Origin of the sequence: Micromonospora sp. CPCC 205546 (assembly GCF_036902715.1) — a bacterium.
Classification (GTDB): domain Bacteria; phylum Actinomycetota; class Actinomycetes; order Mycobacteriales; family Micromonosporaceae; genus Micromonospora.
The window spans coordinates 1-26185 of the sequence record NZ_JBAKHL010000054.1 but is presented as its reverse complement, the minus strand read 5'-3'; the positions used below and the strand labels follow the sequence as shown (position 1 = coordinate 26185).

General features: G+C 75.0%; 19 protein-coding genes. 11 read left to right on the top strand and 8 right to left on the bottom strand.

Annotated features, from left to right (window positions below; genetic code table 11):
- Positions 1-78: 78 nt before the first annotated feature.
- Positions 79-1107, bottom strand: coding sequence for a phosphatidylinositol-specific phospholipase C domain-containing protein (locus tag V6U77_RS22595; protein ID WP_334608604.1), 1029 nt, complete (start codon positions 1105-1107; stop codon positions 79-81).
- Positions 1108-1226: 119 nt separating this feature from the next.
- Here V6U77_RS22595 and V6U77_RS22590 point away from each other — a divergent pair, with 119 nt between their 5' ends.
- The 3 genes from V6U77_RS22590 to purE all read left to right on the top strand — a co-directional run bounded on the left by V6U77_RS22590 (position 1227) and on the right by purE (position 5025).
- Positions 1227-3221 carry a thioredoxin domain-containing protein gene (locus V6U77_RS22590; RefSeq protein WP_334608603.1) on the top strand — a complete coding sequence of 665 codons (1995 nt, stop codon included), beginning with the start codon at positions 1227-1229 and terminating at the stop codon, positions 3219-3221.
- Positions 3222-3298: 77 nt separating this feature from the next.
- The gene (locus V6U77_RS22585; protein ID WP_334608602.1) at positions 3299-4480 is read left to right on the top strand and encodes a 5-(carboxyamino)imidazole ribonucleotide synthase; all 1182 of its coding nucleotides are present in this window, start codon (positions 3299-3301) and stop codon (positions 4478-4480) included.
- Between the two features lie 53 nt (positions 4481-4533).
- The gene (purE, locus tag V6U77_RS22580) at positions 4534-5025 is read left to right on the top strand and encodes a 5-(carboxyamino)imidazole ribonucleotide mutase (RefSeq protein WP_334608601.1); all 492 of its coding nucleotides are present in this window, start codon (positions 4534-4536) and stop codon (positions 5023-5025) included.
- A gap of 284 nt (positions 5026-5309) precedes the next feature.
- On the opposite strand, the gene V6U77_RS22575 is transcribed toward purE, so the two are convergent.
- Positions 5310-10217, bottom strand: a complete 4908-nt coding sequence (locus V6U77_RS22575) for an SCO7613 C-terminal domain-containing membrane protein (protein ID WP_334608600.1) — start codon at positions 10215-10217, stop codon at positions 5310-5312.
- A 162-nt stretch (positions 10218-10379) separates the two neighbouring features.
- Positions 10380-11807 (bottom strand): UDP-glucose dehydrogenase family protein, encoded by a 1428-nt coding sequence (locus V6U77_RS22570; RefSeq protein ID WP_334608599.1) that lies wholly within the window; start codon positions 11805-11807, stop codon positions 10380-10382.
- A gap of 250 nt (positions 11808-12057) precedes the next feature.
- Between V6U77_RS22570 and V6U77_RS22565 the strand changes: the two genes are divergently transcribed.
- On the top strand, positions 12058-13221 hold the full coding sequence (locus tag V6U77_RS22565; RefSeq protein WP_334608598.1) for an acyl-CoA dehydrogenase family protein: 1164 nt from the start codon (positions 12058-12060) through the stop codon (positions 13219-13221).
- A 96-nt stretch (positions 13222-13317) separates the two neighbouring features.
- On the opposite strand, the gene V6U77_RS22560 is transcribed toward V6U77_RS22565, so the two are convergent.
- The gene (locus V6U77_RS22560) at positions 13318-13980 is read right to left on the bottom strand and encodes a hypothetical protein (RefSeq protein ID WP_334608596.1); all 663 of its coding nucleotides are present in this window, start codon (positions 13978-13980) and stop codon (positions 13318-13320) included.
- Positions 13981-14003: 23 nt separating this feature from the next.
- On the opposite strand from V6U77_RS22560, the gene V6U77_RS22555 reads away from it, so the two are divergent.
- Positions 14004-14522 (top strand): acyl-CoA thioesterase, encoded by a 519-nt coding sequence (locus V6U77_RS22555; RefSeq protein WP_334608594.1) that lies wholly within the window; start codon positions 14004-14006, stop codon positions 14520-14522.
- Between the two features lie 188 nt (positions 14523-14710).
- A complete protein-coding gene (locus V6U77_RS22550) occupies positions 14711-16729 on the top strand; it encodes an acetoacetate--CoA ligase (protein ID WP_334608592.1) in 2019 nt (672 codons plus the stop codon).
- Between the two features lie 56 nt (positions 16730-16785).
- Here V6U77_RS22550 and V6U77_RS22545 read toward each other — a convergent pair whose 3' ends face one another.
- Complete coding sequence (locus V6U77_RS22545; RefSeq protein WP_334608591.1) at positions 16786-17475, bottom strand: TIGR03089 family protein; 690 nt, start codon at positions 17473-17475, stop codon at positions 16786-16788.
- A 150-nt stretch (positions 17476-17625) separates the two neighbouring features.
- Between V6U77_RS22545 and V6U77_RS22540 the strand changes: the two genes are divergently transcribed.
- Positions 17626-18771: a glycosyltransferase family 4 protein gene (locus tag V6U77_RS22540; protein WP_334608589.1), complete on the top strand. Its 1146-nt coding sequence runs from the start codon at positions 17626-17628 to the stop codon at positions 18769-18771.
- Positions 18772-18832: 61 nt separating this feature from the next.
- The gene (locus tag V6U77_RS22535) at positions 18833-19924 is read left to right on the top strand and encodes a mannose-1-phosphate guanylyltransferase (RefSeq protein ID WP_334608587.1); all 1092 of its coding nucleotides are present in this window, start codon (positions 18833-18835) and stop codon (positions 19922-19924) included.
- Here the strand turns inward: V6U77_RS22535 and V6U77_RS22530 are convergent.
- Complete coding sequence (locus tag V6U77_RS22530; protein WP_334608629.1) at positions 19893-20447, bottom strand: NUDIX hydrolase; 555 nt, start codon at positions 20445-20447, stop codon at positions 19893-19895. The genes V6U77_RS22535 and V6U77_RS22530 overlap by 32 nt on opposite strands.
- Before the next feature lie 156 nt (positions 20448-20603).
- On the opposite strand from V6U77_RS22530, the gene V6U77_RS22525 reads away from it, so the two are divergent.
- Complete coding sequence (locus V6U77_RS22525; protein ID WP_334608586.1) at positions 20604-21638, top strand: hypothetical protein; 1035 nt, start codon at positions 20604-20606, stop codon at positions 21636-21638.
- A 281-nt stretch (positions 21639-21919) separates the two neighbouring features.
- A complete protein-coding gene (locus V6U77_RS22520) occupies positions 21920-22924 on the top strand; it encodes an ArsR/SmtB family transcription factor (RefSeq protein WP_334608585.1) in 1005 nt (334 codons plus the stop codon).
- 90 nt (positions 22925-23014) lie between these two features.
- On the opposite strand, the gene V6U77_RS22515 is transcribed toward V6U77_RS22520, so the two are convergent.
- Both V6U77_RS22515 and cofD read right to left on the bottom strand, forming a co-directional pair.
- A complete protein-coding gene (locus V6U77_RS22515; protein ID WP_334608583.1) occupies positions 23015-24103 on the bottom strand; it encodes a coenzyme F420-0:L-glutamate ligase in 1089 nt (362 codons plus the stop codon).
- Positions 24100-25047, bottom strand: coding sequence for a 2-phospho-L-lactate transferase (cofD, locus tag V6U77_RS22510; RefSeq protein WP_334608581.1), 948 nt, complete (start codon positions 25045-25047; stop codon positions 24100-24102). The genes V6U77_RS22515 and cofD overlap by 4 nt, the downstream gene beginning before the upstream one ends.
- A gap of 99 nt (positions 25048-25146) precedes the next feature.
- On the opposite strand from cofD, the gene V6U77_RS22505 reads away from it, so the two are divergent.
- On the top strand, positions 25147-26103 hold the full coding sequence (locus tag V6U77_RS22505) for a hypothetical protein (RefSeq protein WP_334608580.1): 957 nt from the start codon (positions 25147-25149) through the stop codon (positions 26101-26103).
- The last annotated feature ends 82 nt before the right edge of the window (positions 26104-26185 follow it).

The window sequence follows — 26185 nt, the reverse complement described above, 5'->3', positions numbered from 1 at the left end:
GTCGAGGGATTCGCGTCAGGCGGGAGCGCCGCACCGACGCGAACCCTCGACCGACGAGGCGGGGGCGGACGGGTGGGGTCAGGCGCGCGGAAGGACGGTGCCCACGACGGTCGGGAGGGCGGCCCAGTCGGCGGAGGCGATGCTGGCGTGGCGGGCGGCCAGCTCGGCCACCCTGGCGTGCGCGGCGTCCGGGTCGGTGCCGACCGCGGGCGGCACGTTCTGCGCGTCGGTCATCACCAGCAGGTAGTGGTGGGTGGCGTACCAGGCGGTGTCGATGCCGCCGGTGACGTACGCCGTCGCGTCGCCGTCGAAGACCACGAACCAGGGACGCAGGGCGGGGTCGGCGTACCGGGAGCGGGGATCGCCGGCCTGGGCCCGGTGCACGGCGGGGAACGCCTGGGCGCGGGCGAGGGTGCCGGCGGCGGCCAGCGCGGTGAGGTGGCGGGCGTACTCGACGTCGGTCCACAGAGTGTCGGTCGGGTTGCCCTCCTCGACGGTGCCGGGGATCAGCTCGACGATCACCTTCCCGGCGAGCTGCCGACGCGTCGGCCAGGCGTCGGCGCGGGCCGCGGCGTCCAGCGTGGGGTGCGACCCGCGCAGGTGCGCGGGGGTGAAGACGCGGTCGCCGAGCCGGGCCGCGAGGAGCGCGTCGAGCTGTGCCGGCCCCTGGCCCGTACGACTGCTGAAGCCCGTCTTCAGCTCCAGCTTGAGGATCAGCGGCCCGGCGTCGGGGTGGGCGGTCAGCCAGAGCCGGATGTCGTCCAGGCAGTGTTCGAGGTTCTTGTTGCGGGTGCCGGTGTAGAGCTGGGCGGCGCTGGTGGCGGCGACGCAGTTGTTGTCGTTGCCGAACGGGTTGGAGTGGCTGACCCGCCACTGCCGGGCGATGACGTCCGGCCAGACGTCGAGCTCGACCAGCCCCGGCCGGGCGTCGAGCGCCTGGGCGAGGTAGGGGTAGGTGCCCTTCTCGTACGCGTTGTGGGTGCCGACACCGGTGGTCGCCGAGACCCGGGCGGACGGCTCGGCCGCCGCGAGGGCGGGGGCGGGGGCGAGCAGCGCCGTGGCGAGCGTGCCGGCCGCGAGGGCGGACAGGAGTGGAAGTCTGCGCATGGACGGGCCTCCTCGTGGGCAAGACATACATAGATTGAAATGCATCAAGGTGTCTTGGGGGGAGTCCCTTCCGTGCCGGTGCGCGGGCGGGCGCGTCACCGGGTGGTTATGGTCGTCGGGTGAACCGACTCGCTGACGCCACGAGCCCGTACCTGCTCCAGCACGCCGACAACCCGGTCGACTGGTGGCCGTGGTGCGACGAGGCGTTCGCCGAGGCGAAGCGGCGGGACGTGCCGGTGCTCATCTCGGTCGGCTACGCCGCCTGCCACTGGTGCCACGTCATGGCCCACGAGTCGTTCGAGCACGAGCAGGTCGGCGCCCTGATGAACGACGACTTCGTCTGCGTCAAGGTGGACCGCGAGGAACGCCCCGACGTCGACGCCGTCTACATGACCGCCACCCAGGCGATGACCGGGCAGGGCGGGTGGCCGATGACCGTCTTCGCGACGCCCGACGGCACCCCGTTCTTCTGCGGCACCTACTTCCCCCGGCCGAACTTCGTCCGGCTGCTCCAGTCGGTCGCCGCCGCCTGGCGGGACCAGCGCGACGCCGTCGTGCAGCAGGGCGCCGCCGTGGTCGAGGCGATCGGCGGCGCGCAGGCCGTGGGCGGGCCCACCGCGCCGCTGGACGCCGCGCTGCTCGACGCCGCGGCCGACCAGCTCGCCAGGGAGTACGACGCCACGAACGGGGGGTTCGGCGGCGCGCCGAAGTTCCCGCCGCACATGAACCTGCTGTTCCTGCTCCGGCACCACCAGCGCACCGGCTCGCCGCGCAGCCTGGAGATCGCCCGGCACACCTGCGAGGCGATGGCCCGGGGCGGCATCTACGACCAGCTCGCCGGCGGCTTCGCCCGCTACTCCGTCGACGGGCACTGGACCGTGCCGCACTTCGAGAAGATGCTCTACGACAACGCGCTGCTGCTGCGGACGTACACCCAGCTCTGGCGGCTGACCGGCGATCCCCTGGCCGCCCGCGTCGCCGCCGAGACCGCCGCCTTCATGATCGACGACCTGGGCACCCCCGAGGGCGGCCTGGCCTCCGCCCTCGACGCCGACACCGATGGCGTCGAGGGGCTCACCTACTCCTGGACGCCGGCCCAGCTCGTCGAGGCGCTGGGGGAGGACGACGGCCGCTTCGCCGCCGACCTGTTCGCGGTCACCGACGAGGGCACGTTCGAGCACGGCACGAGCGTCCTGCGGCTGGCCCGGGACGTGGACGACGTCGCCGGAGAGGTGGCCGCCCGATGGGAGCGGATCCGGGCCCGGCTGCGCGAGGTCCGCGACACCCGGCCCCAACCGGCCCGCGACGACAAGGTGGTCGCCTCCTGGAACGGGCTCGCGGTCACCGCGCTGGTCGAGCACGCCGCGCTCACCGGGGACCCCGTCACCGCCGCCGCGGCGGTCCGGATCGGCGAGGTGCTGGCCGACCGGCACATCGTGGCCGGGCGGCTGCGCCGCGTCTCGCGTGGCGGGGTCGTCGGCGAGCCGGCGGCCGTGCTGGAGGACCACGGCTGCGTGGCCGAGGCGTTCTGCGCCCTGCACCAGATGACCGGGGAGGGCCGCTGGCTGACCCTGGCCGGTGAACTGCTCGACGTCGCGTTGGCGCGGTTCGCCGCGCCCGGTGGCGCCTTCTACGACACCGCCGACGACGCCGAGCGGCTGGTGAGCCGGCCGGCGGACCCGACCGACAACGCCACCCCGTCCGGGCGCTCGGCGATCGTCGCGGCGCTGGTCGCGTACGCGGCGCTGACCGGCGAGACCCGCTACCGGGAGGCCGCCGAGGCGGCCCTGTCGACCGTGGCGCCCATCGTCGGCCGACACGCCCGCTTCACCGGCTACGCGGCCACCGTCGGGGAAGCGCTGCTCTCCGGGCCGTACGAGATCGCGGTCGTCACCGACGACCCGGCCGGGGACCCCCTGGTCACGGCGGCACACCGGCACGCCCCGCCCGGCGCGGTGATCGTCGCCGGTCGCGCCGGCCAGCCCGGGGTGCCGTTGCTCGCCGACCGGCCGATGGTCGACGGGCGGCCCACCGCGTACGCCTGCCGGGGTTTCGTCTGCGAGCGGCCGGTGACGGCGGTGGACGACCTGGTCGCCCAGCTCGCCCGGCGCTGAGGCGCGCGGTCGCGGCGGTGTCCGTTCGGGCATCCGGCGGCGGTGGCGTCCGGCCGCCCGGATAGGCTGGCGCCGCTATGGATTCCCGTACCGGTCTGCCCGTTGTCGGCATGGTGGGCGGTGGCCAGCTGGCCCGGATGACCCACCAGTCCGCGATCGCCCTCGGCCAGTCGCTGCGCGTGCTCGCGCTGGCCCCCGACGACGGCGCCGCGCTGGTCGCCGCCGACGTCCAGTACGGCGACCACACCGACCTCGCCGCGCTGCGCACCTTCGCCAAGGCCTGCGACGTGGTCACCTTCGACCACGAGCACGTCCCCACCGAGCACATCCGCACGCTGGCCGCCGAGGGCGTGAAGCTCTTCCCACCGGCCGACGCGCTGCTGCACGCCCAGGACAAGCGGGTCATGCGGGAGCGGCTCGGCGAGCTGGGCGCACCGAACCCGGTGTGGCGACCCGTCGCCGAGCCCGCCGACCTGGTGGCGTTCGGCGAGGAGACCGGCTGGCCGGTGGTCCTCAAGGCGGCCCGCGGCGGGTACGACGGCCGGGGCGTCTGGCTGGTCGACGACGCCGCGCGGGCCGACGAGCTGGCGACGACCCTGCTGGCCGGCGGCACCCGGCTGATCGTCGAGGAGCGGGTGCCGTTGCGCCGGGAACTCGCCGTGCAGGTGGCGCGCTCGCCGTTCGGGCAGGTCGCCGCGTACCCGGTGGTGGAGACCGTGCAGCGCGACGGCATCTGCGTCGAGGTGCTCGCCCCCGCGCCGGGCCTGCCGGAGGAGCTGGCGGTCGCCGCCCAGCAGCTCGCCATCGACCTGGCCACCGCGCTCGGCGTGGTCGGCCTGCTCGCCGTGGAGCTGTTCGAGGTCGCCGACGGAAACGCGCCCGCCGGCAGCCGGCTCGTGGTGAACGAGTTGGCGATGCGGCCGCACAACTCCGGGCACTGGACCATCGAGGGCGCCCGCACGTCGCAGTTCGAGCAGCACCTGCGGGCGGTGCTCGACTACCCGATGGGGGACACCTCGCTGACCGCTCCCGTCGTGGTGATGGCGAACGTGCTCGGCGGCGAGTCGGGCGGGATGTCGATCGACGAGCGGCTGCACCACCTCTTCGCGGCCGAGCCGGGTGCCAAGGTGCACCTCTACGGCAAGCAGGTGCGGCCCGGCCGCAAGATCGGGCACGTCACGGTGCTCGGTGACGATCTGGACGACGTACGGTCACGGGCCGCGCGGGCCGCCCGCTGGCTGCACGAGGGGCACCAGTGAGCGCGTGGAGTGAGCTTGCGAGCCCCGCAGTCGCGAACGAAAGGCAGAACGCAGTGAGCGTCGTCGGGCTGATCATGGGCAGCGACTCGGACTGGCCGACGATGAAGGCCGCCGCCGAGGCGCTGGACGAGTTCGAGGTGCCGTACGAGGTCGAGGTCGTCTCGGCGCACCGTACGCCGATCAAGATGATCGACTACGGACGCGCCGCGGCCGACCGGGGCCTCAAGGTCATCATTGCCGGGGCGGGCGGTGCCGCCGCGCTGCCGGGAATGGTCGCCTCGGTCACCCCGCTGCCCGTGATCGGCGTCCCGGTGCCGCTGAAGCACCTCGACGGGATGGATTCGCTGCTCTCGATCGTGCAGATGCCGGCCGGCGTGCCGGTGGCCACCGTGTCGATCGGCAACGCCCGCAACGCCGGCCTGCTCGCCGTTCGCATCCTGGCCGCCGCCGACCGCACCCTGCTCGACCGTATGTCGGCCTACCAGGCCGACCTGGAGCAGTTGGTCGCCGAGAAGGACGCCGCCCTGCGCGCCTCCCTCGCCTGACCTCCGGCGCGGCCCACCCCGGCCGCCTGCGCCTACCCGACCGCCGTGTCGGCCCGCCTTGCGGCGGCCCGACCGCTATGTCGGCCCGGTCCTGCGCGGCAGGACGGGTGCATGGCAGGGCGGCTGCGTGGCGGGCCGGCTGCGGGGCAGGAAGGGACGTGTCCCGCGGCGGGAGCAGCGCCGCCCCGACCGGCCGTCGCCGCCTGTCGGGGAAGATCTCCACCGACAGGCGACGCGCCGCCGACGCCTTGCGTGCCAGCGGCGGCGGGCGGTTCCCGCCGCGCTCAGCGCATGCCGCGCAGGGCCGTCTGGAGGCGTTCCTGGGCCCGGCGTCGACGCTCGTTGCTCGCGCCCAGCGCCAGCAGCAGGATGCCGACGGGGATCAGGGCCAGCCACGGTCCCAGGCTGAACAACGCGTGCACCGCCGCGACCGCGGTGACGGCCGCGCCGACGATCACCGGCGCCTGTTGCTGACTCATCGACCCGAAGACGAGTACGGCCACGGCACCGAGCAACAGCAGCACCTGGCGCAGCGTGCTGGAATCGGTGGCCAGCACGATTGCCAGGGTCGGTACGAACGCGGCGACCAGGGCGGGCCCGTAGGCGACCCAACTGCTCAGGTCGGGCCGGTGCCGCAGCTCCAGCACGCCGACGAGCAGGGCCAGCGCCGCGAAGGGCAGCGTGTACGCCTCCGGCAGCGCCACGTCGGCGACCCGCATCAGGATCCACCAGGCGGTGATCTCGCAGACCACCACCGCCCAGAACAGGATGCGCCGCTCCACCGGCCGGCGGCCCGGTCGGGTGGCCGCCACGCCGAGGACCGCGCCCCAGGCGGCCAGCAGTGCCGCGATGTGCCGGGGCGAGTCGAAGGCCAGCGCCAGGGCGATCAGGGCGGCGGCGTGCCCGCTCCACTCGACGGTGGCCGCCTCCCGCTGGGCCTCGGGGCGACGCAGCCGGGGCAGGGTGGCGGCGAACACCTGCAGGGCCGCGCCGACCGCCAGCACGCCGAACGCGGACCAGACGGCCGCGAGACCGGCCACCAGACCGGCGGTGAGCACGAAGAGCTGCGCCGTCAGCGAGGCGAACAGCCAGCCGAGGATGCGTGCCCGCTGGGTGGTGCCGAAGATCGCGGCCACGGTGCCGACGCCGACCGCCCCACCGAGGGTGAACAGGGTCAGCTCCCGCGTCGCCAGGCCACCGACCAGGCCCGCGCTTCCGGCGGCCAGCCCGATGGCGAAGACGAGCACCCGGGTCAGGCGCAGCGACCGGGCCCGCTCGACCAGGGGCGGGGGTGGGGTGAGCGCCAGGCCCAGCATCGAGATGGTGAACACGGACAGCGCGGCCAGGGTGCTCGCCGGCCAGCCGTTGCCGAGCGACGCCGGGGTGATCAGCAGGGTGACGGCGGCGCCGGGCAGCACCACCGGGACCGCCCGGCTGCGGCGCCCGCCGCTGAAGCCGGTGGCGGCCAGCGCGGCGGTCGCGGTGAGCAGCAGCGCGGTCAGCACGTGGGTCGGGTCGATCGCCTCGGGTGGCGGGGCGAGCAGCTCCGGCGGTGGGCCCTGCCAGACCCGGCCGAGGCTGCGGTGCGGGTCCACCAGGGCGACGACCAGGGCGGGCGCGATCGAGGCCAGTGCCAGGACCGTGGGCAGCGCGGCGGCGGCCAGCGCACCGGCGGCGGGACTGACCCGCCAGCGGCGCTGTGTCCCGTCGTCCGGCAGCCGCCGAAGTGCGCCGTCGAGCAGGACCGCCCAGCGTCGTACCGGCTGGGCCGCGCCGACCGGCGGCTCGGTGGCGCCCCGGACCAGCTCGGCCAGCACCCCGAGCAGGGCCGCCGCGGCGGCGTAGACCCCGACGGGCTGGTGGGTGGGGACAGCGGCCAGGGCGCTCACCGTGGCACCCCCGGCCACCGCCGCGCTCGCCCAGGGAAGGTACTGCGGGATCCGCCGTCGGACGGCGGCCACCGCCGCCAGGCCCAGGCTCGACGCGGCCAACGCGGCCGTGAGCACCACCTCCGGTGCGCGCCCGAACTCGGCCGCCAGCGCCGCGACGGCGCCCGGGAAGGCGAGCAGGGCGGCCCCGGCCGCGGCGCCTCCGATCTGGGCGAGATGCGGGGGCATCCCCTCGGTCTCGATGTCCTCCACCAGCGGTGCGGCCAGCGACCGGGCCAGGGCCGCCACGACGACGCCGATCAGCGCGATGCTGCCCAGCGCCAGCGCGGTGGTCCACGGCCGGACCAGTCCCGCCCCGGCGGCGTGCAGGGCGACGACTCCGGCCACGACCGCCCGGGACAGGCCGGCGCGGGGGTCGACCGCGGCCACGGCGGCGGCCCCGAAGACGGTGGCGACCATGCCACCGACCAGGACGGGCGACCACCACGGCAGGTCGAACGCGGCCGGCGCGCCGATCGTGGCGAGCACGGCGGCCGCGCCCGACACGTCGTACTTCCACGGGGGCGGGAGCAGGACCGCGGCGGCGATGCCGAGCAGGGCCAGCGCGACCGGGGCCTGCCAGGTCGACCCGCCGGTGGGGCCGGCCGGCCAACCGGTCAGGTCCCCGTCCCAGATCGGCCCCGGGGTGGCGAGCACGCCCAGTCCGCCCCGCAGCGCGCTCCAGCCCGCCAACAGCCCGATCAGTACGCCGCCGACGGCGATGCCGAGGATCGGGCCGCGTCGCCACTCCTGCGGCATCGCCCGGGCGGCCACCGCCACCACCAGCACCAGTCCGGCGGCGACGGCGAGCTGCCCGCCGGGGGCGAGGACGGCCGCGATCCGGGCCAGGGTGGCGATCAGGGCGGCGGTCACCGCCGCGGCGGCCAGGTCGGAGCCGTCCAGGGTGAGGTCCGAGCGTCGGCCGGCGTCGATGGGGCCGGCGAACACCACCATGGCGGCGGCGACGAGGATCAGGCCACCGACCCAGGCGTCGGCGGCGGTGGCACCCGGTGCGCCGAACGCGGCGGCGGTGACCGTGACCGCGCCGAGGGCCGTGCCGACCGCCAGGGGCGTCGGGATGCGTCGCTGGGAGACCTGCACGACGGCGGCATGACCGAGGGTGACGCAGACCGCCAGGAAACTGGCCGCGAGCACCGGGACGGTGACCTCGCGCAGGCTGGCGGGGGTGGGCGTCGGGTCGACCGGCACGGTCGCCGCCACGAAGGCGGCGACCGCTCCCGGTAGCGCGAACGCCGCGCCCCCGGCCGCCCAGGCCGAGACGGTGTCGGCCGCCGCCGGGGCGAGTCGCATCCGGGGCGCCACGGCCACCAGGACCCCGGCCGCGAACAGGGTGAGCAGGACTGCGGCGGTCAGCGCCGGCCGGGCGAGTCCCGCGCCAGCGCCGAACAGGCCGACGCCGGCGGCGGTCGCCGCGTGCGCCAGCGCCGCGCGTTCGGTGCGGGCGGAGAGCCCGACCACCCCGATGCCGACGGCCGTCAGCACCAGCGGCCAGGGCGCCACCGCCCACCCGAGACCGAACGACGCGGGTACGGCGAGCGCCGTCAGCGCCGCGCCGACCACGGCGAACTCCCGGCGGATCTCGTGCGGCAGGGCCAGCACCGCGGCGACGGTCAGCAGGAAGGCGCTCGCGGCGAGCTGCCAGGCGGCCGGGCCCACGGCCGCCGACAGCTCGGCCGGGTAGCGGTCCAGGTCGGCGGCCCAGGCCGGCAGCGCGGCCCGGACGGGGGCGACGCCGGCGCGCAGGGCACCCCCGGCCACCACCACCCCGCTGACGGTGAGCGCCACCGCCGAGGCGAGCTGGGGGCCGCGTCGGGCCGCCTCCGGCACCGCCCGCACGGCCAGCCCGGTGACCGCGATGACCGCCGAGATCAGCAGCAGCGCCCGCCCGGGGAAGGCCACCGAGGCGATCCGGCTCAGCGCGCCGATCACGGCGAGGGTGAAGATCCCGGCGCCGAGGTCGGGCAGCGGCGGCCGACGTAGCACCAGTGTCCCGGCCAGCCCCACCGCGGCGGCCAGCAGCAGCACCGTGCCGGCCCCGGTCGCGGCCGGCACGGTGCCCGCGCGCAGCAGGGCGGAGACGGCGTACGCGAGGGCGAGGGCGACCGCCACCCCGTGCAGCACCCAGGTCAGCTCGCGCAGCCAGGGCACCGGGCGGGCGGCCGGGAGCCGGTCCTGCCCCGGTGGACTGCCGTCGAGCACCTCGCCGGCCTCCTCGGGCGCCCCCTCCGGTCGGCCGTCGGCGCGGCGCTGCCGGGGTGCGGCGGGGGCCGCGGCGGGCGCGGAGGGCTCGGGCAGGTCGCGGCGGACCGGTCGCTCCACGGTGACGGGGGAGCGCGCCAGCCAGAGGTCGAGCAGGGCCACCGCGGTCAGCACCAGCGCCCAGCCGCCGGGGCCGGTGATCCGGTCGTAGGCCAGCAGCGGCAGCACCGGCTGGGCGGCCAGTACGGTGGCGAACCGGGGCGCGCGCAGCCCCGTCCAGCCCGCGTAGCCGAAGGAGACGCCGGCGGTGACGGCGAAGACGACCGCGCCGAAGACCGCGCCCGAGGCGCCGCCGTTGCCGATCCGGTCCACCGCCCACAGCGCGTAGCCGGCGAGCGGCACCAGGAGCAGGCCGACCGCGGAGATGGTCTCGGCGGTCGAGGTGAGCCCGCGCCGGGCCAGCACCGGCGGGGCGAGCAGCATCAGCACGGTCGCCAGCAGCAGGACGCCCAGCCGGGCCAGCGCGTCCATCGAGCTGGTGGCCACGGCGGCGAAGACCACGGCGGCGACGCCGAGCAGGAGCGCGCCGAGCCCCAGGGGGATGTTCTGCACCTCGCGGGAGGACGCCTCCGGCGGATGCTCCGGGTCGTCGGCGTCGAGCCAGGTGGCGTTCGACGGCGGGGGTGGGTCGTCGGGACCGGCCGTGGCGCCCTGCCGGGGCACCCGGGGCGGGGCGCCGGTGGCGGCCGTGGGCGGCCGGCGGTCCGGTCTGCGGCGCAGCACGCGGCGGGGGCGGGTGGCCTGCTTGAGACGTTCCTCACCCGCGTGGGCGAGGATGTCGCGCTGGAAGAGCGCGGCCTGCATCTTGGCGGCGATCTGGCGTTGCTCGCTGGCGATGGCGGCCTCGCGTGCCTTCATCTCCGCGATGGACCGCTCGATCTCCGCCAGGTGCTCGACCCACTGTGGCTGGTGCGTGCCGCAGTGCGGGCAGCTGGCGGCCGGTTTGATCTCCCGGCCGCACGAGGAGCACTCAAAGGTCGCCACGACACCCCTCCACCCGCACTGTGGACTACCACTTTGGCAGCATGCCCAATGTGGGCGCGGATTTCGACAGTTGTCGGCGGGTCCGGGGCAAAGATCGTCCGCGCGGACGGCGAACGGCCGGTCGCGGAGCGTGCTCCGCGACCGGCCGTCGGTCGTCGATCGTCAGGGGCGACCCATGCCGCGGTACTCCCAGCCGGCCTGCGTCCACAGTGCCGAATCGAGGCAGTTGCGGCCGTCGACCACCTTGCGGCCGGCGGCCAGCTCGCCGAGGGCGACCGGGTCGGCGTTGCGGAAGTCGGCCCACTCGGTGAGCACGCAGACCAGGTCGGCGCCGGTCACGGCCTCGTTGATGCCGGGCTCGTAGACCAGTTCGGGCGCCACCGCGCGTGCCCGCTCCATGCCCTGCGGGTCGTAGACGTGCACGTCGGCGCCGGCCTTGCGCAGCAGCGAGGCGACGGAGAGCGCCGGCGCGTCGCGTACGTCGTCGGTGTTGGGCTTGAAGGTCGCGCCGAGCACGGCCACGCGCGTGCCGGAGAGGTCGGGCCCGGCGGGCCCGGAGCGGCGGCCGAGCAGCTCGGCGGCGAGCTGGACCACCCGGGTCCGGCGGCGCAGGTTGATCAGGTCGACCTCGTGCAGGAAGCGCAGCGCCTCGCCGGCGCCCAGCTCCTGGGCGCGGGCCTGGAACGCGCGGATGTCCTTGGGCAGGCAGGCACCGCCGAAGCCGAGCCCGGCCTGCAGGAACCGGTTGCCGATGCGCGGGTCGAAGCCGATGGCACGGGCCAGGTGGGTGACGTCGCCGCCGGAGGCCTCGCAGACCTCGGCCATCGCGTTGATGAACGAGATCTTGGTGGCGAGGAAGGCGTTCGCGGCGACCTTGACCAGCTCGGCGGTGGCGAAGTCGGTGACCACGAGGGGCACCTCGCGGTCCTCCGTGGCGGCCAGGTCGAAGACGCCCTTGTGGGCGGCGTAGAGCATGCCGTTGGCCCACTCGCTCTTGACGCCCACGACGATCCGGTTGGGCCGCAGCACGTCGTCGACGGCGAAGCCCTCCTGGAGGAACTCCGGGCTCCAGGCCACCTCGACACCGAGGTCGGCCGGGGTGTGCTTGCTGACGAGCTGCTCCACCCACTCGGCGGTGCCGACGGGCACGGTCGACTTGCCGACGATCAGCGCCTTGCGGGTCAGGTGCTGGGCCAGGCTGGTGACCGAGGCCTCGACGTACGACAGGTCGGCGCCCATGCCGTCGGCGCGCTGCGGGGTGCCGACGCAGATGAAGTGCACGTCACCGAACTCGGCGACCTCGGCGATGTCCGTGCTGAACCGCAGCCGCCCGGCCGTCAGGTTGCGCTTGAGCAGCTCGTCGAGGCCGGGCTCGTGGATCGGCACCTCGCCCGCGTTGAGCATCGCGATCTTGTCGGCGTCGACGTCGAAGCCGAGAACCTCGTAGCCGAGTTCCGCGTAGCAGATGGCGTAGGTCGCACCGAGATAGCCGGTGCCCAGGAAGGTCACCCGCGGTCGTTGCGCGCCGGAGGGGGGCGTCACCGCGGCGATGGCGGGCATCGGCTGGGTGTTCGGGTACGGGATCGTCACGCCTGTCTTCTCCGCTCGCGCTGGCGTCGCGTCGTTGCGTCGCGTTCTGCTGCGGCGCCTGGGCGGGCACCGGAGGGACCTTAACGTCTGCCTGTTTCCATCGTCGCCGGGCGGCGTCGGCGCTCCACCACGTCCGAGGCTACGCGGCGGTAACATGACCTGAACTCTGTCGCTATCCTTCAGTCTGCGCCGTCGGCGGTCAGGAGACGCTACAGACTGCGCATGATAGCGGTGAAGGGGAGGGGCCGACATGGCCGCAGAGCAGTCGTTCGACGTCTACCGGTTGCCCGAGGAACACGAGGCGATCCGGGAGGCGGTCCGTGAGGTCTGTGCGGCGAAGGTGGCGCCGCACGCCGCCGAGGCCGACGAGACCGGCGAGTTCCCGAAGGCGTCCTACGACGCCCTGCGGGCCGCCGACTTCCACGCCCCGCACATCCCCGTCGAATACGGCGGAGCGGGCGCGGACGCCCTGGCCACGGCCATCGTGATCGAGGAGGTGGCGCGGGCCTGTGCCTCGTCCTCGCTGATCCCGGCGGTCAACAAGCTCGGCACCATGCCGCTGCTGCTGGCCGGCTCCGAGGAGCTGAAGCGGCGTTACCTGACCCCGGTGGCGGCGGGTGACGCGATGTTCTCGTACTGCCTCTCCGAGCCGGAGGCGGGCAGCGACGCGGCGTCGATGACCACCCGCGCGGTGCGTGACGGCGATCACTGGGTGCTCAACGGCGTGAAGCGCTGGATCACCAACGCCGGGATCTCGGAGTTCTACACGGTCTTCGCGGTGACCGACCCGTCGGCCCGGTCCCGGGGCATCTCCGCCTTCGTGGTCGAGAAGTCCGACGCCGGGGTGAGCTTCGGCGCGCCGGAGAAGAAGCTCGGCGTCAAGGGCTCACCGACGCGCGAGGTCTACCTGGACAACGTCCGGATCCCCGCCGACCGCCTCATCGGCGCGGAGGGCACCGGCTTCGGCACCGCGATGAGGACCCTGGACCACACGCGGGTCACCATCGCCGCGCAGGCCCTCGGCATCGCCCAGGGCGCGCTCGACTACGCCAAGGGGTACGTCCAGGAGCGCAGGCAGTTCGGCAAGGCGGTCGCCGAGTTCCAGGGCGTGCAGTTCATGCTCGCCGACATGGGCATGAAGCTGGAGGCGGCCCGGCAGCTGACGTACGCGGCGGCCGGCAAGTCCGAGCGCGGCGACGCCGACCTGACCTACTTCGGCGCGGCGGCCAAGTGCTTCGCCTCGGACGCGGCCATGGAGATCACCACCGACGCGGTGCAGCTGCTCGGCGGCTACGGCTACACCCGCGACTACCCGGTCGAGCGGATGATGCGGGACGCCAAGATCACCCAGATCTACGAGGGCACCAACCAGGTGCAGCGCATCGTGATGGCCCGTCAGCTCCTGAAGGGCTGACCGGTCGGCGGGCGGGTCGGTCGTCCGGCCCGCCCGCATCCCCACCGGATCCCGGTCCCCCGCCGCCCGCAGGCCGGCGCGCGTGCGGCCGGGGCGTCACCGGATCTCGGTCGTCGTCTCGTCTTCCGGGCGGTTGGTGGCGCGCGGCGGCGCCGACCACGGCGAACCCCCGCCGGTGCGGCGCGGCAGCGGCTCCGTCGGCGTCTCGTCCGGGTAGCCGAGGCTCGGCGGGGCGGTGTCCCGATCGGCCGGCTCGGCCGGCGGCCAGTCGGTAAGCGTGAAGTCGTTGCGCTCCGGCCCCTCGGCGGGCGCCGGCGTCGGCTCGGTGACCGGCCGGGGCCACCGCCGCCAGCGCTGGCCGCTGAACGTGGCCACGACCAGCAGCAGGCCGATCAGGAAGAGCGTGCCGTTCTCGACCGGCACGTGCAGCGGCAGGGGGTCCCCGAAGACCTTCCAGCCGTCGGGGATGCGGTCCCGCACCTCGAAGGGCGCGACGAACATCCCCACGTACGGGGCGACGAGCAGCAGCCCGGCCACGAGGCAGCCCAGCGGCGAGGTGCGCAGCGTGCCGAGCAGACCGAGCAGGACCCCGCCGACGGCGAGGTAGACGGCGGGCTCGATGAGATTGGCCGAGTTCGAGGTGCCGATCTCGACCCAACGGCCGACGGTGTCCGCCGACCCGTCCTGCCCGAGGGTGACCAGCACCCACGTGACGGGCGCCACCACCAACCCCGCGAGGAAGCTCCAGAGATGTCGCATCCGCGCACCGTACCGTTTCCGACATGACCGAGCACCCCTCCACCGCGCCGGCCGGCAAACCGACCTCCTACTCCCGGGTCACCCTGAGCCGGATCATGACCGCGGTCGACGTCAACCTCTACGGCACCGTGCACGGCGGGGTGCTGATGAAGTTCATCGACGACGTGGCGGGCGCCGCGGCGGCCCGGCACAGCGGCGGCACGGCGGTCACCGCGGCCATCGACGAGATCGTCTTCACCGAGGCGGTGCGGGTCGGGGACCTGCTGCACGCGCACGCCCAGGTGAACTGGACGGGGCAGACCTCGATGGAGGTCGGGGTCCGGGTGGTGGCCGAGCGCTGGGACTCGGCCGAGGACGAGCCGGTGCGGGTGGCCACCGCGTACCTCGTGTTCGTGGGCGTCGACCTCGGCGGCGCGCCCCGGACGGTCCGGCCGGTGCTGCCGGAGAGCCCGGAGGACGAGCGCCGGTTCCGGGAGGCGGAGATCCGCCGCGCCCACCGGCTGGCCCGCCGCCGCGCCATCCAGGCCCACCGCGCCGGCTGAGCCGTCACGAGGGCGCCCCGGGGGCGGGGTGGCCTCCCCGCGCGGCCCACACAGGGCGGCGGCGGGGCATGTGGGCTCCGCACGTGCGCCGACGGAGGTCGGGTGCGGAGAATGGCGCTCTGAGGTAGGGCAAGATGGCGCCACGGCCCATTTCACAGTGTCGTGCGGGGCCAGGGGAGGGTGGAGCAGTGGGTGACGTGCTGTGGACGCCGCCGGCGGACGTACGCGAGCGGTCCCGGATCGGGAGCTACCTGCGCTGGCTGCGTGAGCACCGGGGGCTGGACTTCGCCGACTACGACGAGCTGTGGCGCTGGTCGGTCTCGGACCTGGAGGCGTTCTGGCGGTCGGTCTGGGACCACTTCGAGGTGGTCGCGCACACCCCGCCGACCGCCACGCTGACCGACCGGGGGATGCCCGGCGCCAGGTGGTTCCCCGGCGCCACCCTCAACTACGCCGAGAACGTGCTGCGGATGCCGGGCCGCGCCGACGACGACCCGGTCGTCGTCGCGCACGGCCAGACCCGGGCGCCGGTCACCCTCACCGCCGCCGAACTGCGCGAGCAGGTCCGCCGGGTGGCCGCCGGGCTGCGCCGGCTCGGCGTCACCGCCGGCGACCGGGTCGCCGCCTACGCGCCCAACATCCCCGAGACGTACGTGCTGCTGCTCGCCACGAGCAGCCTGGGCGCGGTCTTCTCGTCCTGCGCGCCGGAGTTCGGCACCCGCAGCGTCACCGACCGCTGGCAGCAGATCGAGCCGAAGGTGCTGGTGGCGGTGGACGGCTACCGCTACGGCGAGAAGCCCGTCGACCGGCGGGCCGAGGTGGCCGCGATCCGGGCCGCCCTGCCGTCGCTGGAACACACCGTCGGCATCGCCTACCTCGACCCGGCCGGGGATCCGGGCTCCGCGCCGTCGGGCGGCGCTCCGGACCGGACGACGGCCCCGTTCGAGGGCGCGCTCGCCTGGTCGGAGCTGGCCGCCGAGACCGACGAGCCGCTGACGTTCACCCCGGTCGCCTTCGACCACCCGCTCTACGTGCTCTACTCCTCCGGCACCACCGGCCTGCCGAAGCCGATCGTGCACGGCCACGGCGGCATCCTGCTGGAGCACCTGAAGATGCTGGCCCTGCACCACGACCTGGGCCCGGCGGACCGGTTCTTCTGGTTCACCACCACCGGCTGGATGATGTGGAACTTCCTGGTCTCCGGGCCGGCCGTGGGCGCGACGATCGTGCTCTTCGACGGCAACCCGGGCCACCCCGACCTGGGCGCGCTGTGGCGGCTGGCCGGGGAGACCGGCACCACGTACTTCGGCACGTCCGCGCCGTTCCTGCTGGCCTGCCGCAAGGCGGGGCTGGTGCCGAAGGAGGTCGCCGACCTCTCCGCGCTGCGCGGGGTCGGCTCGACCGGCGCGCCGCTGCCCGCCGAGGGCTTCACCTGGGTGTACGAGACGGTCGGCGACGACCTCCAGCTCCAGTCGCTCTCCGGCGGCACGGACGTCTGCACCGGCTTCGTCGGCGGTGTGCCGCTGCTGCCCGTGTACGCCGGGGAGATCGCCTGCCGGGCGCTCGGCGCCAAGGTGGAGGCCCGGTCGGCCGACGGCACCCCGGTCGTCGGCGAGCTGGGCGAGCTGGTGATCACCGAGCCGATGCCGAGCATGCCGGTGGGCTTCTGGAACGACGCGGACGGCACCCGCTACCGGGAGGCGTACTTCGACCTCTACCCGGGCGTCTGGCGGCACGGTGACTGGATCACCATCAACGACCGGGGCGGCTGCGTGATCACGGGCCGCTCCGACGCCACCCTGAACCGGGGCGGCGTACGGCTCGGCACCGCCGAGTTCTATTCGGTGGTCGAGGGGCTCGACGAGGTCGTCGACTCGGTGGTGGTGCACCTGGAGGACGACGAGGGCGGCGCCGGTGAGCTGCTGCTCTTCGTGGTGCTCGCCGAGGGGCTGGAGCTGGACGACGCGATGCGGAAGAAGGTCTGCCGCGAGCTGCGTACCGCTCTGTCGCCCCGGCACGTGCCGGACGAGATCCACCAGGTGCGGGCGGTCCCGCGCACCCTGTCGGCCAAGAAGCTGGAGGTGCCGGTCAAGAAGATCCTCACCGGCACCCCGGTGGACTCGGCGGCGGCCCGGGGCGCCCTGGCCAACCCGGAGTCCCTCACGGCCTTCGCCACCCTCGCCCAGACCCGCACCCCCCGCCCCTGACCCCACCCCCGCCCGCCGCGCCCCTCCGCAGAGGGGTGGGGTGGGGATGGGGGCGGTCAGGGGAGGGGGTGGGTTACCCGTTCCGTGGTGGCGCGGGTGGGCAGGGTGGACGGGTCGGCGTTGGCGCAGAGGACCGTGGTGGCGGCGGCCGTCAGGGGGGCGAGCAGCCAGTCGACCGGGTCGGGATACGCCCCCGTGTCGATCAGCACCCGGTCGCCGCGGTCGATGCCCAGCTCCGTCGCGCGGGCGGTCGCGCGGCCCAGCAGCGCCGCCTCGCCCGGGCCACCGGGGGCGTACGGGCTGAAATGGTCGCCGTGGGCGCGTACCTCGGCGACGTAGTCGGCGAAGCCCGGCGGCACCTGGCGCATCGGCAGGGCGAACGGGTGCAGGGCGAGGACGTACCGCTCTCCCGCGGACCAGGATTCCGCCTCGTCGAGCCGCGTCGCGGCGGTGAAGAGCACGTCCACGTCGCCCGGGGTGTCGGCGACGGTCAACCCGGCCGACCAGCAGCCGAGCAGCACCGCCGCGGTCTGCCAGTGCGGGGGCAGCAACACCCCGGCGACGTCGCCGGGGCCCGCGCCCACCTCGTCGACGAGCAGGTTCGCCGTCTTGGCCACCCAGTTCGCCAGCGTGGCGCCGGAGAGTTCGGTGCGTTCGCCCGTGGCGTCGTCGTACCAGGTCAGCAGCGGTCGGGTCGGGTCGGTCGCGATCGCGTCGGCGAAGACCCGGGCAATGTTCTCGGCCATCGGCGCGAACGATACGCCCCCGGTGGCCGTACTCGATGACGGCGACAAGTCGGCGTACCGTCGGGTCGCAGTCAGCGTCGGCGCCGGGCTCCGGCGTAGGCTTGCCGGAGTGTTGTTCCCCACAGATCCGTCAGTGCAAGGAGTTGCCCCGTGACCGCCGGCCGCCCGCCCCGCGTGCTCATCGACGCCACGAGTGTCCCCGTCGACCGTGGCGGCGTCGGTCGATACGTCGACGGCCTGCTCGGCGCCCTCGGCAAGGTGTGCGGGTCGGGGGTGGAGCTGGCCGTCGTCTGCCTCCGCACCGACCTGGAGCGCTACACCCGGATGCTGCCCGGCGCGGAGATCATCCCGGCCCCGGCCGCCGTCGCGCACCGCCCCGCCCGGCTCGCCTGGGAGCAGACCGGCCTGCCGCTGCTCGCCCAACAGGTCGGCGCGCAGGTGCTGCACTCGCCGTTCTACACCTGCCCGTTGCGCGCCGGCTGCCCGGTCACGGTGACCGTGCACGACGCGACGTTCTTCACCGAGCCGGAGCACTACGACAAGTCGCGGCGCACCTTCTTCCGCAGCGCGATCAAGACGTCCCTGCGCCGCGCCAGCCGGGTGATCGTGCCCAGCAAGGCCACCCGGGACGAGCTGATCCGGCTGCTCGACGCCGACCCCACCCGCATCGACGTCGCCTACCACGGCGTCGACCACGCCGCCTTCCACGCGCCCAGCGACGAGGAGAAGGCCCGGGTCCGGGCCCGGCTGGGGCTCGGCGGCACCAACTACGTGGCCTTCCTGGGCGCCAAGGAGCCGCGCAAGAACGTGCCGAACCTGATCCGTGGCTGGGCCCGAGCCGTGGCGGAGCGGGAGGACCCGCCGGCCCTGGTGATCGCCGGCGGCCAGGGGCACGACGACGACATCGACCGCGCGGTGGCGGAGGTCCCGTCGCACCTGCGGCTGCTGCGTCCGGGCTACCTGCGCTACGCGGACCTGCCCGGCTTCCTCGGCGGGGCCCTGGTGGCCGCCTACCCGTCCTACGGGGAGGGGTTCGGCCTGCCGATCCTGGAGGCGATGGCGTGCGCCGCCCCGGTGCTCACCACGCCCCGGCTGTCCCTGCCGGAGGTGGGTGGCGACGCCGTCGCGTACACCAGCGAGGCGCCCGAGCAGATCGCCACCGACCTGGCCGCGCTGCTCGACGACGAGCAGCGGCGGTTGTCCCTGGCCAAGGCCGGTTTCGACCGGGCCAAGGAGTTCACCTGGGAGTCGAGCGCCGAGGTGCACATCGCCGCGTGGAGCCGGGCCCGTTCCTGACCGCCACGACCGGCGACGCGAGAATGCGTCCCCGTTCAGGCGAATCGGGCATGATGTGCGGGTGATCTACGCCGTCATTCCGGCGGGAGGCAGCGGCACGAGGTTGTGGCCGCTGTCCCGCGCCGGCCACCCCAAGTTCCTCCACCCGCTGACTGGCTCCGCCGCCTCGCTGCTCCAGGCGACGGTGGACCGGCTGGGCCCGTTGACCACCGCCGAGCGCACCCTGGTGGTCACCGGGACCGCGCACGTGGCGGCGGTCGCGCGCCAGCTCGCCGGGGTGCCGGAGGAGAACATCCTGGTCGAACCGTCGCCCCGGGACTCCTGCGCGGCGATCGCCCTGGCCGCGGCGGTGATCGCGCGCCGGGACCCGGAGGCGGTGATGGGCTCCTTCGCCGCCGACCACCTGATCGGTGACGCGCAGCGCTGGCGGGAGGTCGTCCGGGAGGCGGTACGCGGCGCCGAGCGGGGCCTGCTGATGACGGTCGGCATCACCCCGACGCGCGCCGAGACCGGCTATGGCTACCTCCAGACCGGCGACCCGGTCGACGGGGGCCCGCTGCGGCCGGTGGCCGAGTTCAAGGAGAAGCCGAGCGCGGAGGTGGCCGAGGCGTACCTGCGCTCGGGGCGGCACCTCTGGAACGCCAGCATGTTCGTCTGGCGGGTCGACGTGTTCCTCGCCGAGCTGGCCCGTCAGCAGCCCGACCTGCACGCCGGGATCGTCGCGATCGCCGAGGCGTGGGGCACCGAGGAGCAGGACGACGTGCTCGGCACCGTCTGGCCGACGCTGCCGAAGATCTCCGTCGACTACGCGGTGATGGAGGGCGCGGCGACCGCCGGCCGGGTGGCCACCGTGCCGGGCGACTTCGGCTGGAACGACGTCGGCGACTTCCACACCCTCGGTGAGGTGCTGCCCGCCGACGCGGACGGCAACGTGGTGCTCGGCGTCGACGCCAAGCCGCCGGTGCTGCTGCGCGACAGCACCGGACTGGTGGTGGTGCCTCACTCCGGGCGGCTGGTGGCCACCGTCGGCGTGCACGACCTGGTCATCGTCGACACCCCGGACGCGTTGCTGGTCTGCCCCCGCGACCGGGCGCAGGACGTCAAGAAGGTCGTCGACGAACTCAAGGAACGGGGCGAAGAGGGGCTCGTCTGAGCGCCGCCAGGGCCGGGGCGACCAGGTGCGCCGTCCCGCCGGCCAGCGGCTCCGGCAGCCGGTCCGGCGGGAACCAGCCCAGCGCCTCGGACTCCTCGCTGACCCGTTCCACCGCGTCGGGCGGGGCGAGCACGGCGAAGCGCACGTCGTGGTGCAGCGAGCCGCCCTGGCAGCTCACCGGGTGGATGTCGACGTCGATCGGTACGGGGTCGATGCGCAGGCCGGGAATGCCGGACTCCTCGCCCGCCTCCCGCAGGGCGGCCTCGGCGAGGGTCCGGTCCGCCGGCTCGCAGTGCCCGCCGAGCTGCACCCACCGCCGGAACTTGCCGTGCAGGCAGAGCAGCACCCGGGACCCGGTGGCGTCGAGCACCAGCGCGCTCGCCGTCACGTGCCCGGGTCGGTGCGCCCGGCTCATCGCCACCGGCCCGGCGGCCAGCAGCGCCAGGGTGCGGTCGCGCGCCTCGGCGGCGGCCGGGCCGGTCGGCTCCCAGCGGCTCAGCGTCGCGACGGCGTCGGCGTGCAGCGCCGCGTGCGCCTCGGCGTGCCGCGCCTGATCCGCCTCGGCGCGCGGGGCCGTGTGCGCCCCGGCGGGCGGCGCGTCCGGCGACGGTCGGGAGGCGGCGGTGGGGGAGTCGGCCATGCCGACACTGTACGAGCCGACGCTTCGTACCCTGGCCCGGTGACCCTGCGACTGTTGGAGTTCGTCGTGGCCGGCAACGAGGCCAGCGACCTGCTGCCGGTGCGCTCCGTGCCGCTGCTGCGGGCGTACGGTGCCCGCCGCGGCTTCTGGACCGTGCTGGACGAGGGGCCGGTGGAGCACTGCCTGGCCCTGCTGCTGGAGCTGGTCGACGGCCGCTGGGTCGCCCACCACGTGGCGGCCGACGCCGGGGCGGAGAACGGCCGCACGGAGGACGGCGAGGCGCTCGCCCACCACGACGGCTGGGTGTACGTCTTCGGCTCCCACTTCGGCTCGAAGGCGGGACCGCTGCGCCCGCGACGCGCCTTCGTGGCCCGCTTCCGCGAGGACGACGCGGCGGTCGGCACGCTGCCGCTGCAGGTGGTCCGCAACCGGTTCCGGCTGCACCGGGCGGTCAACGACGCCCTGCTCAAGGCGGCGTTCACCCCGCTTCCGCCGGGTGCGCGGGTCCGGACCCGGTTCATCGGGGAGACCGTCGCCCGGGGCACCGCCCGGTCGAAGGGCTGGGTCAGCCGGCTCGTCCCCGACGACCTGCCGCTGAACGTCGAGGCGGCGGCCTTCACGCCGACCGGCGGTGTGCTGCTCGGGCTGCGGTTCCCGGTGACCGTCGACGGTGAGCCGATCCTGGTCGAGCTGACCGGTGTGCCGGACATGTTCGATCCCGCGCCGAGCTGGCCGCGGGCGACGGGGGCGTACGTCCTGACGGGGGTGACGCCGCCCGGCGCGCTGGCCGGCTTCCGGGCGGTCACGCCCACGGACGACGGCGGCTACGCGGCGATCGTCGGGTCCATCGACGCGCTGGGCAAGGGCTCGGTGCTGCTCGACGACCACCCGGCCGGCGGCGACGTCACCTCCCGGCACGTCCGGTTCCGCCTGCCCGGCGAGGGGCACCTGGTCCCCGGCGAACTGGTGGCCGACCTGGCGCCGTTCCACCACGTGGAGGGGGTGGCCGAGGGCGACGGGCAGAGCTTCTACGTCACCGACGAGGACCATCGGGTGGCGCTCTGGGTGGACTGACCGGCGGTGGACCGACGACCGGACGACACCTCCGCGGAGCAAGGCCGCAGACCCTCGTGGTGCCGCCCGGCCGCCGGGCCTTTCCCGTCCCCCGGACGCCTGGCTCTGGGCGTGTCGGGTGACGCGCCCGCCCCCGTGTGCGAGCAGTGGAAGCATGCCCAACGGCCCCGGGGAACGTCGAGGTCTTTCAGCCCACGCTTAAAGACGGAGATAAGTGCCGGCCAGGTACAGTGCAAACGGTTGCCAGGCATCCCCTCTGCCCGGCGACGCGGGAGCCGTCCATGCTGAAGATCTACTTTTCCGCCGAGGACATCCTCCGGACCCGGGTGGCTCCGGCGGCGGATCCGGTGTGGGAGCTGGTTCTCAGCCTGCACCTGCTGCCCGGCCGTGGCCGGGATCCGCTGCTGGCGGGCTGGCGGCGCAGCGTCACGCGCGGGCTGCGCGAGGGCAGCGACTCGGCGGGGCTGCGCCTCCTGCTGACGCTCAACCCGCCGCGCGGCTACTTCCCCGACTTCCTCACCCCGTACGAGAGCGTGTCGGGGTTCGACGCCGGCATGGAGGCGGTACGCAGCACCCCGGCCGCCCTGCTGCAGCGCGACCTGGCGCTGCTCGCCGCCGGCAGTGCCCTGCCTGTCGGCGCCGGGGCGCTGGCCCGGGGGGAGCCGGACACGCTGCGCGGTCTGACCGGCGCGATGGAGCGCTACCGGGGCCTGGCGATCGACCCGTACTGGACGCGGATCCAGGCGGCGGTGGAGGCCGACCGGGCCCGCCGGGCCCGCGCCCTGCTCGACGGCGGGGTGGAGGGGCTGCTGGCCAGCATGCGGCCCGCCATGCGCTGGGATTCCGGCATGCTGGAGATCCGCGACTACCCGCACAGCCGCGAGCTGCACCTGGGCGGGCGCGGCCTGCTGCTGGTGCCGTCGTTCTTCTGCGCGGCCACGCCGGTCGCCCTGCTCGATCCGGCGCTGCCCCCGGTCCTCGTCTATCCGGTGGACCGGCTCGGCGGCCTGCTGCCGGCCCCCGGCGAGGGCGGCGGTCCCGGTGCGTCGGATCCCGGGCGGGAGGCGCTGGCCGCGCTGCTCGGCCGGACCCGGGCCGCCGTGCTGGCGGCCAGCGACGACGGCTGCACCACCGGCGAGGTGGCCCGCCGGCTCAACATCTCGGCCGCCGCCGCGAGCCAGCACACCACCGTGCTGCGCAACGCCGGTCTGCTGGTCAGCCAGCGCGACCGCAACACCGTCCTGCACACCCTGACCCCGTTGGGCCGGGCGATGCTCAACTCCTGAGCCCCGCCCGGGCGCCGGCACGGCCTCGGCCGGGGCGGCGTCGCGCACAGGGCCGGGGCGGCGCGGTCACGCGGCCGGGGGCGGCGTCGTTCACAGGGCCAGGGCGGCGCTGGCGGTGGTGCCGGGGGGCGGGGGAAGCAGCAGGGAGGCGACGCCCTCGGCCGCCAGGGCGGTGCGGAGGCGTTGCAGGTCGGCGCCGAAGCGGACCAGGTCGACCGGGCCCGCCGGGGTGGCCGGCGAGCCGAGCACCAGCGTCGTCGCCTGCGCCGGCCAGCCGGGCACCCGGGCGGTCAGCCCGGCGCGGGCCTCCTCGTCGGCGACCAGGCTGAAGACCGTGCCGGCCGCGACCACGTCCGCGACCGTGCCGATCGCCCGGCGTACGGCCTCGGGGTCGGGCGGGGTCGGGTTGGGGGCGTCCGGCAGGGTGGCGGCGGCGGCCAGCCCGGCGGCCCTCGCCTCGGCGGTGCCCAGCGAGAAGAGGTCCATCGACGCGTCGCGGACCAGCGTCGACGCGCCGACGCCGTCGTCGGGGCGGGGCGCGGTGAGGTAGCCGCGCACCACCGCGACCGGCACCTGGTCGCACTTGCCCTTGATCAGCTCGCCCGCGCCGGCCAGCTCGTCCACCACCGCCATCTGGGTGAGCTGGAGCTCGTTGCCGTACGGGTCGACCTCGCCCCGGTGGTCGCGGATCGCGTCCATCCCGGCGACACCGAGCGCCACGTCGGTGAGCCCGTTGCGCCACGGCCGGCCCATCGTGTCGCTGACGATCACCGCGATGTCCACGCCGTGGCGCTCGCGCAGGGCGGCGCGCAGCGCCCGGGCCGAGGCGTCCGGGTCCTCGGGAAGCAGCACCAGCCGGGTCTTGTCGACGTTCGAGGCGTCGATGCCGGCCGAGGCCATCACGAAGCCGTGGTGGGTCTGCACGATCCGGGTCGCGCCCCGGGTCGCCACGACCCGGGCCGTCTCGGCGGCCAGCACGTCGTCGCGCGCGGCGAGCCGCTCCGGCCCGTCCGCCGGGACGTCGACGAGACGTCCCTCCGCCTTCGAGACGATCTTGCTGGTGACCACCAGCACGTCGCCGTCGCGCAGCCAGGGCGCGGCGCCGGCGATCAGGGCCGCCAGGTCGTCGCCCTCGGACACGTGGCCGATGCCCGGCACCGGCAGGATCTCCAGCCTCACGTCAGCTCCAGCGCGGCGCGGACCATGGCCGTCGTCGCCGCCTCGTCGGTCATCCGCAGCGGCGCCGCGCGGACCGTCACCTCCGGCACCACGGTGCCCGAGTCCTCCTCGGCGACCAGCCAGCCGTCGAGCAGCCCGCCGGCCGACCGGCCGCCGTATAGCCGGCCCACGCCGGCCGCGCTGCACTCCACCCCCAGCACCGCCAGACAGCGGTCGGCCATGCCGCGTACCGGCGCGCCGCCGATGATCGGCGACACGCCGACCACCGGGGCGGGGCCGGCGGCGACCGCCTCGCGCAGCCCGGACACGGCCAGGACCGGGGCGACGCTCACCACCGGGTTGCTCGGCGCGATCAGCACCACGTCGGCCCCGGCGATCGCCTCCAGCACGCCGGGGGCCGGTCGGGCGCTCTCCGCGCCGACGAAGACGAACCGGTGGGTCGGGACGTCGCCGCGGTGGCGTACCCACCACTCCTGGAAGTGGATCGCCCGCTGGCCGCCGTCGAGCTCCACCACCACGTGGGTCTCCAGCCGGTCGTCGGTCGCCGGCAGCACGCGTACGCCGGGCTGCCAGCGGTCGGCGAGGGCCTCGGTGACCGCGTGCAGCGGATAGCCGGCGTTCACCATCGTGGTCCGTACGAGATGGGTGGCGATGTCCTTGTCGCCGAGCCCGAACCAGGTCGGCTCCGCGCCGTAGGCGGCCAGTTCCTGCTTGACCGTCCAGCTCTCGCCGACGCGTCCCCAACCCCGCTCCGGGTCGGCGCCGCCACCGAGCGTGTACATCACGCTGTCGAGGTCGGGGCAGACCTTGAGCCCGTGCAGGAGCAGATCGTCACCGACGTTGACCACGGCGGTCACCTCGGCGCCGACCTCCCGGGCGTACGCGCGTACGCCGACCAGGAAACGAGCGCCTCCGATGCCGCCCGTCAGAACCACGATGCGCATGCCGACCATCCTCGCGTACGGGCCGCCTCCGGGCCGCCTGTCGGCCGGGAGACTAGGCTCACGTCGGCAACCGTCCGCATTCGCCCCGAGGGGGATCCCGTGACCAGCCCCGCCGAGCCCGCGTCCACCGACGCGACGCAGGCCAGCCAGCTGACCAAGCCGTTGCGTGAACTCGCCGCGTTCGTGCTGCTCGGCGCGAACGCCGTGTTCCTCTTCGTCGGCCTGATCCGCCTGGCCACGCCGACCGAGTACAGCACGTTCGGCGGTCGGGCGGGCAGCGCCTTCTTCGCCTTCATCGGCGTGGAGGCGGTGTTCCTGCCGCTGCTGGCCGTGCTGCTCGCCACGCACGTGAAACCCCCGGTGCCGAAGGCGAAGCTGATCACCCAGGTCGCCCTGGGCGAGTACGCCGTCAGTGCGCTGTTCGGCGGGCTGACGTTCCTCGTCTGGACGGTCGACCGGCTGGCCGAGGGCGAGATCCTCGACGCCTTCCTGGGCCTGCTCAGCCGCGTGGCCTGGCTGGCGCTGTTCGCGGTCGCCGCGTACGTCGTGTTCAAGGTCTGGCGCACCCTCTACCACGTGTCCAAGCCGAAGCCCCAGCCCGGCGTGTACGGCCAGCCGCAGCCCGGGTGGCCCCAGCAGCAGGGCGGCTACCCCGCCCCGGGGCAGCAGGTGCCCGGCCAGCAGGTCCCGGGCCAGCAGGTGCCCGGTCAGGGTGGCTGGCAGGCGCCGGGTCCCTACGGCGCCCCGTACGGTCAGCAGTCCGCGCCGTTCGCCGGCGGCCCGCCGCCGGGCGCGCCGTTCAGCGCGGCCCCGCAGTCCGCGCCCCCGTTCGGCCAGCCGCAGTCGGCGCCCCCGGCAGCCCCCGCGCCGCAGTTCGGCCAGCCGCAGAGCGCCCCGCCGTTCGGTCCGCCGCCCTCGGCCGACCCCACCCAGGCCATCCCGCGCCAGTCCGCCGAGCCGGCCGGTCACACCCAGGCGATCCCGCGTCCCGCCGCCGACGAGACCGACCGCACCCAGCACATCAACCCCGGCGACAACCCCGACGCCCCTCGCTGACCCCGGGCGACCGCCCACCCGAGCGCCCCGCACGGCACCTCGTGCGGGGCGCTCGCCGTTCCACCCGCCCGCTGCACACCCC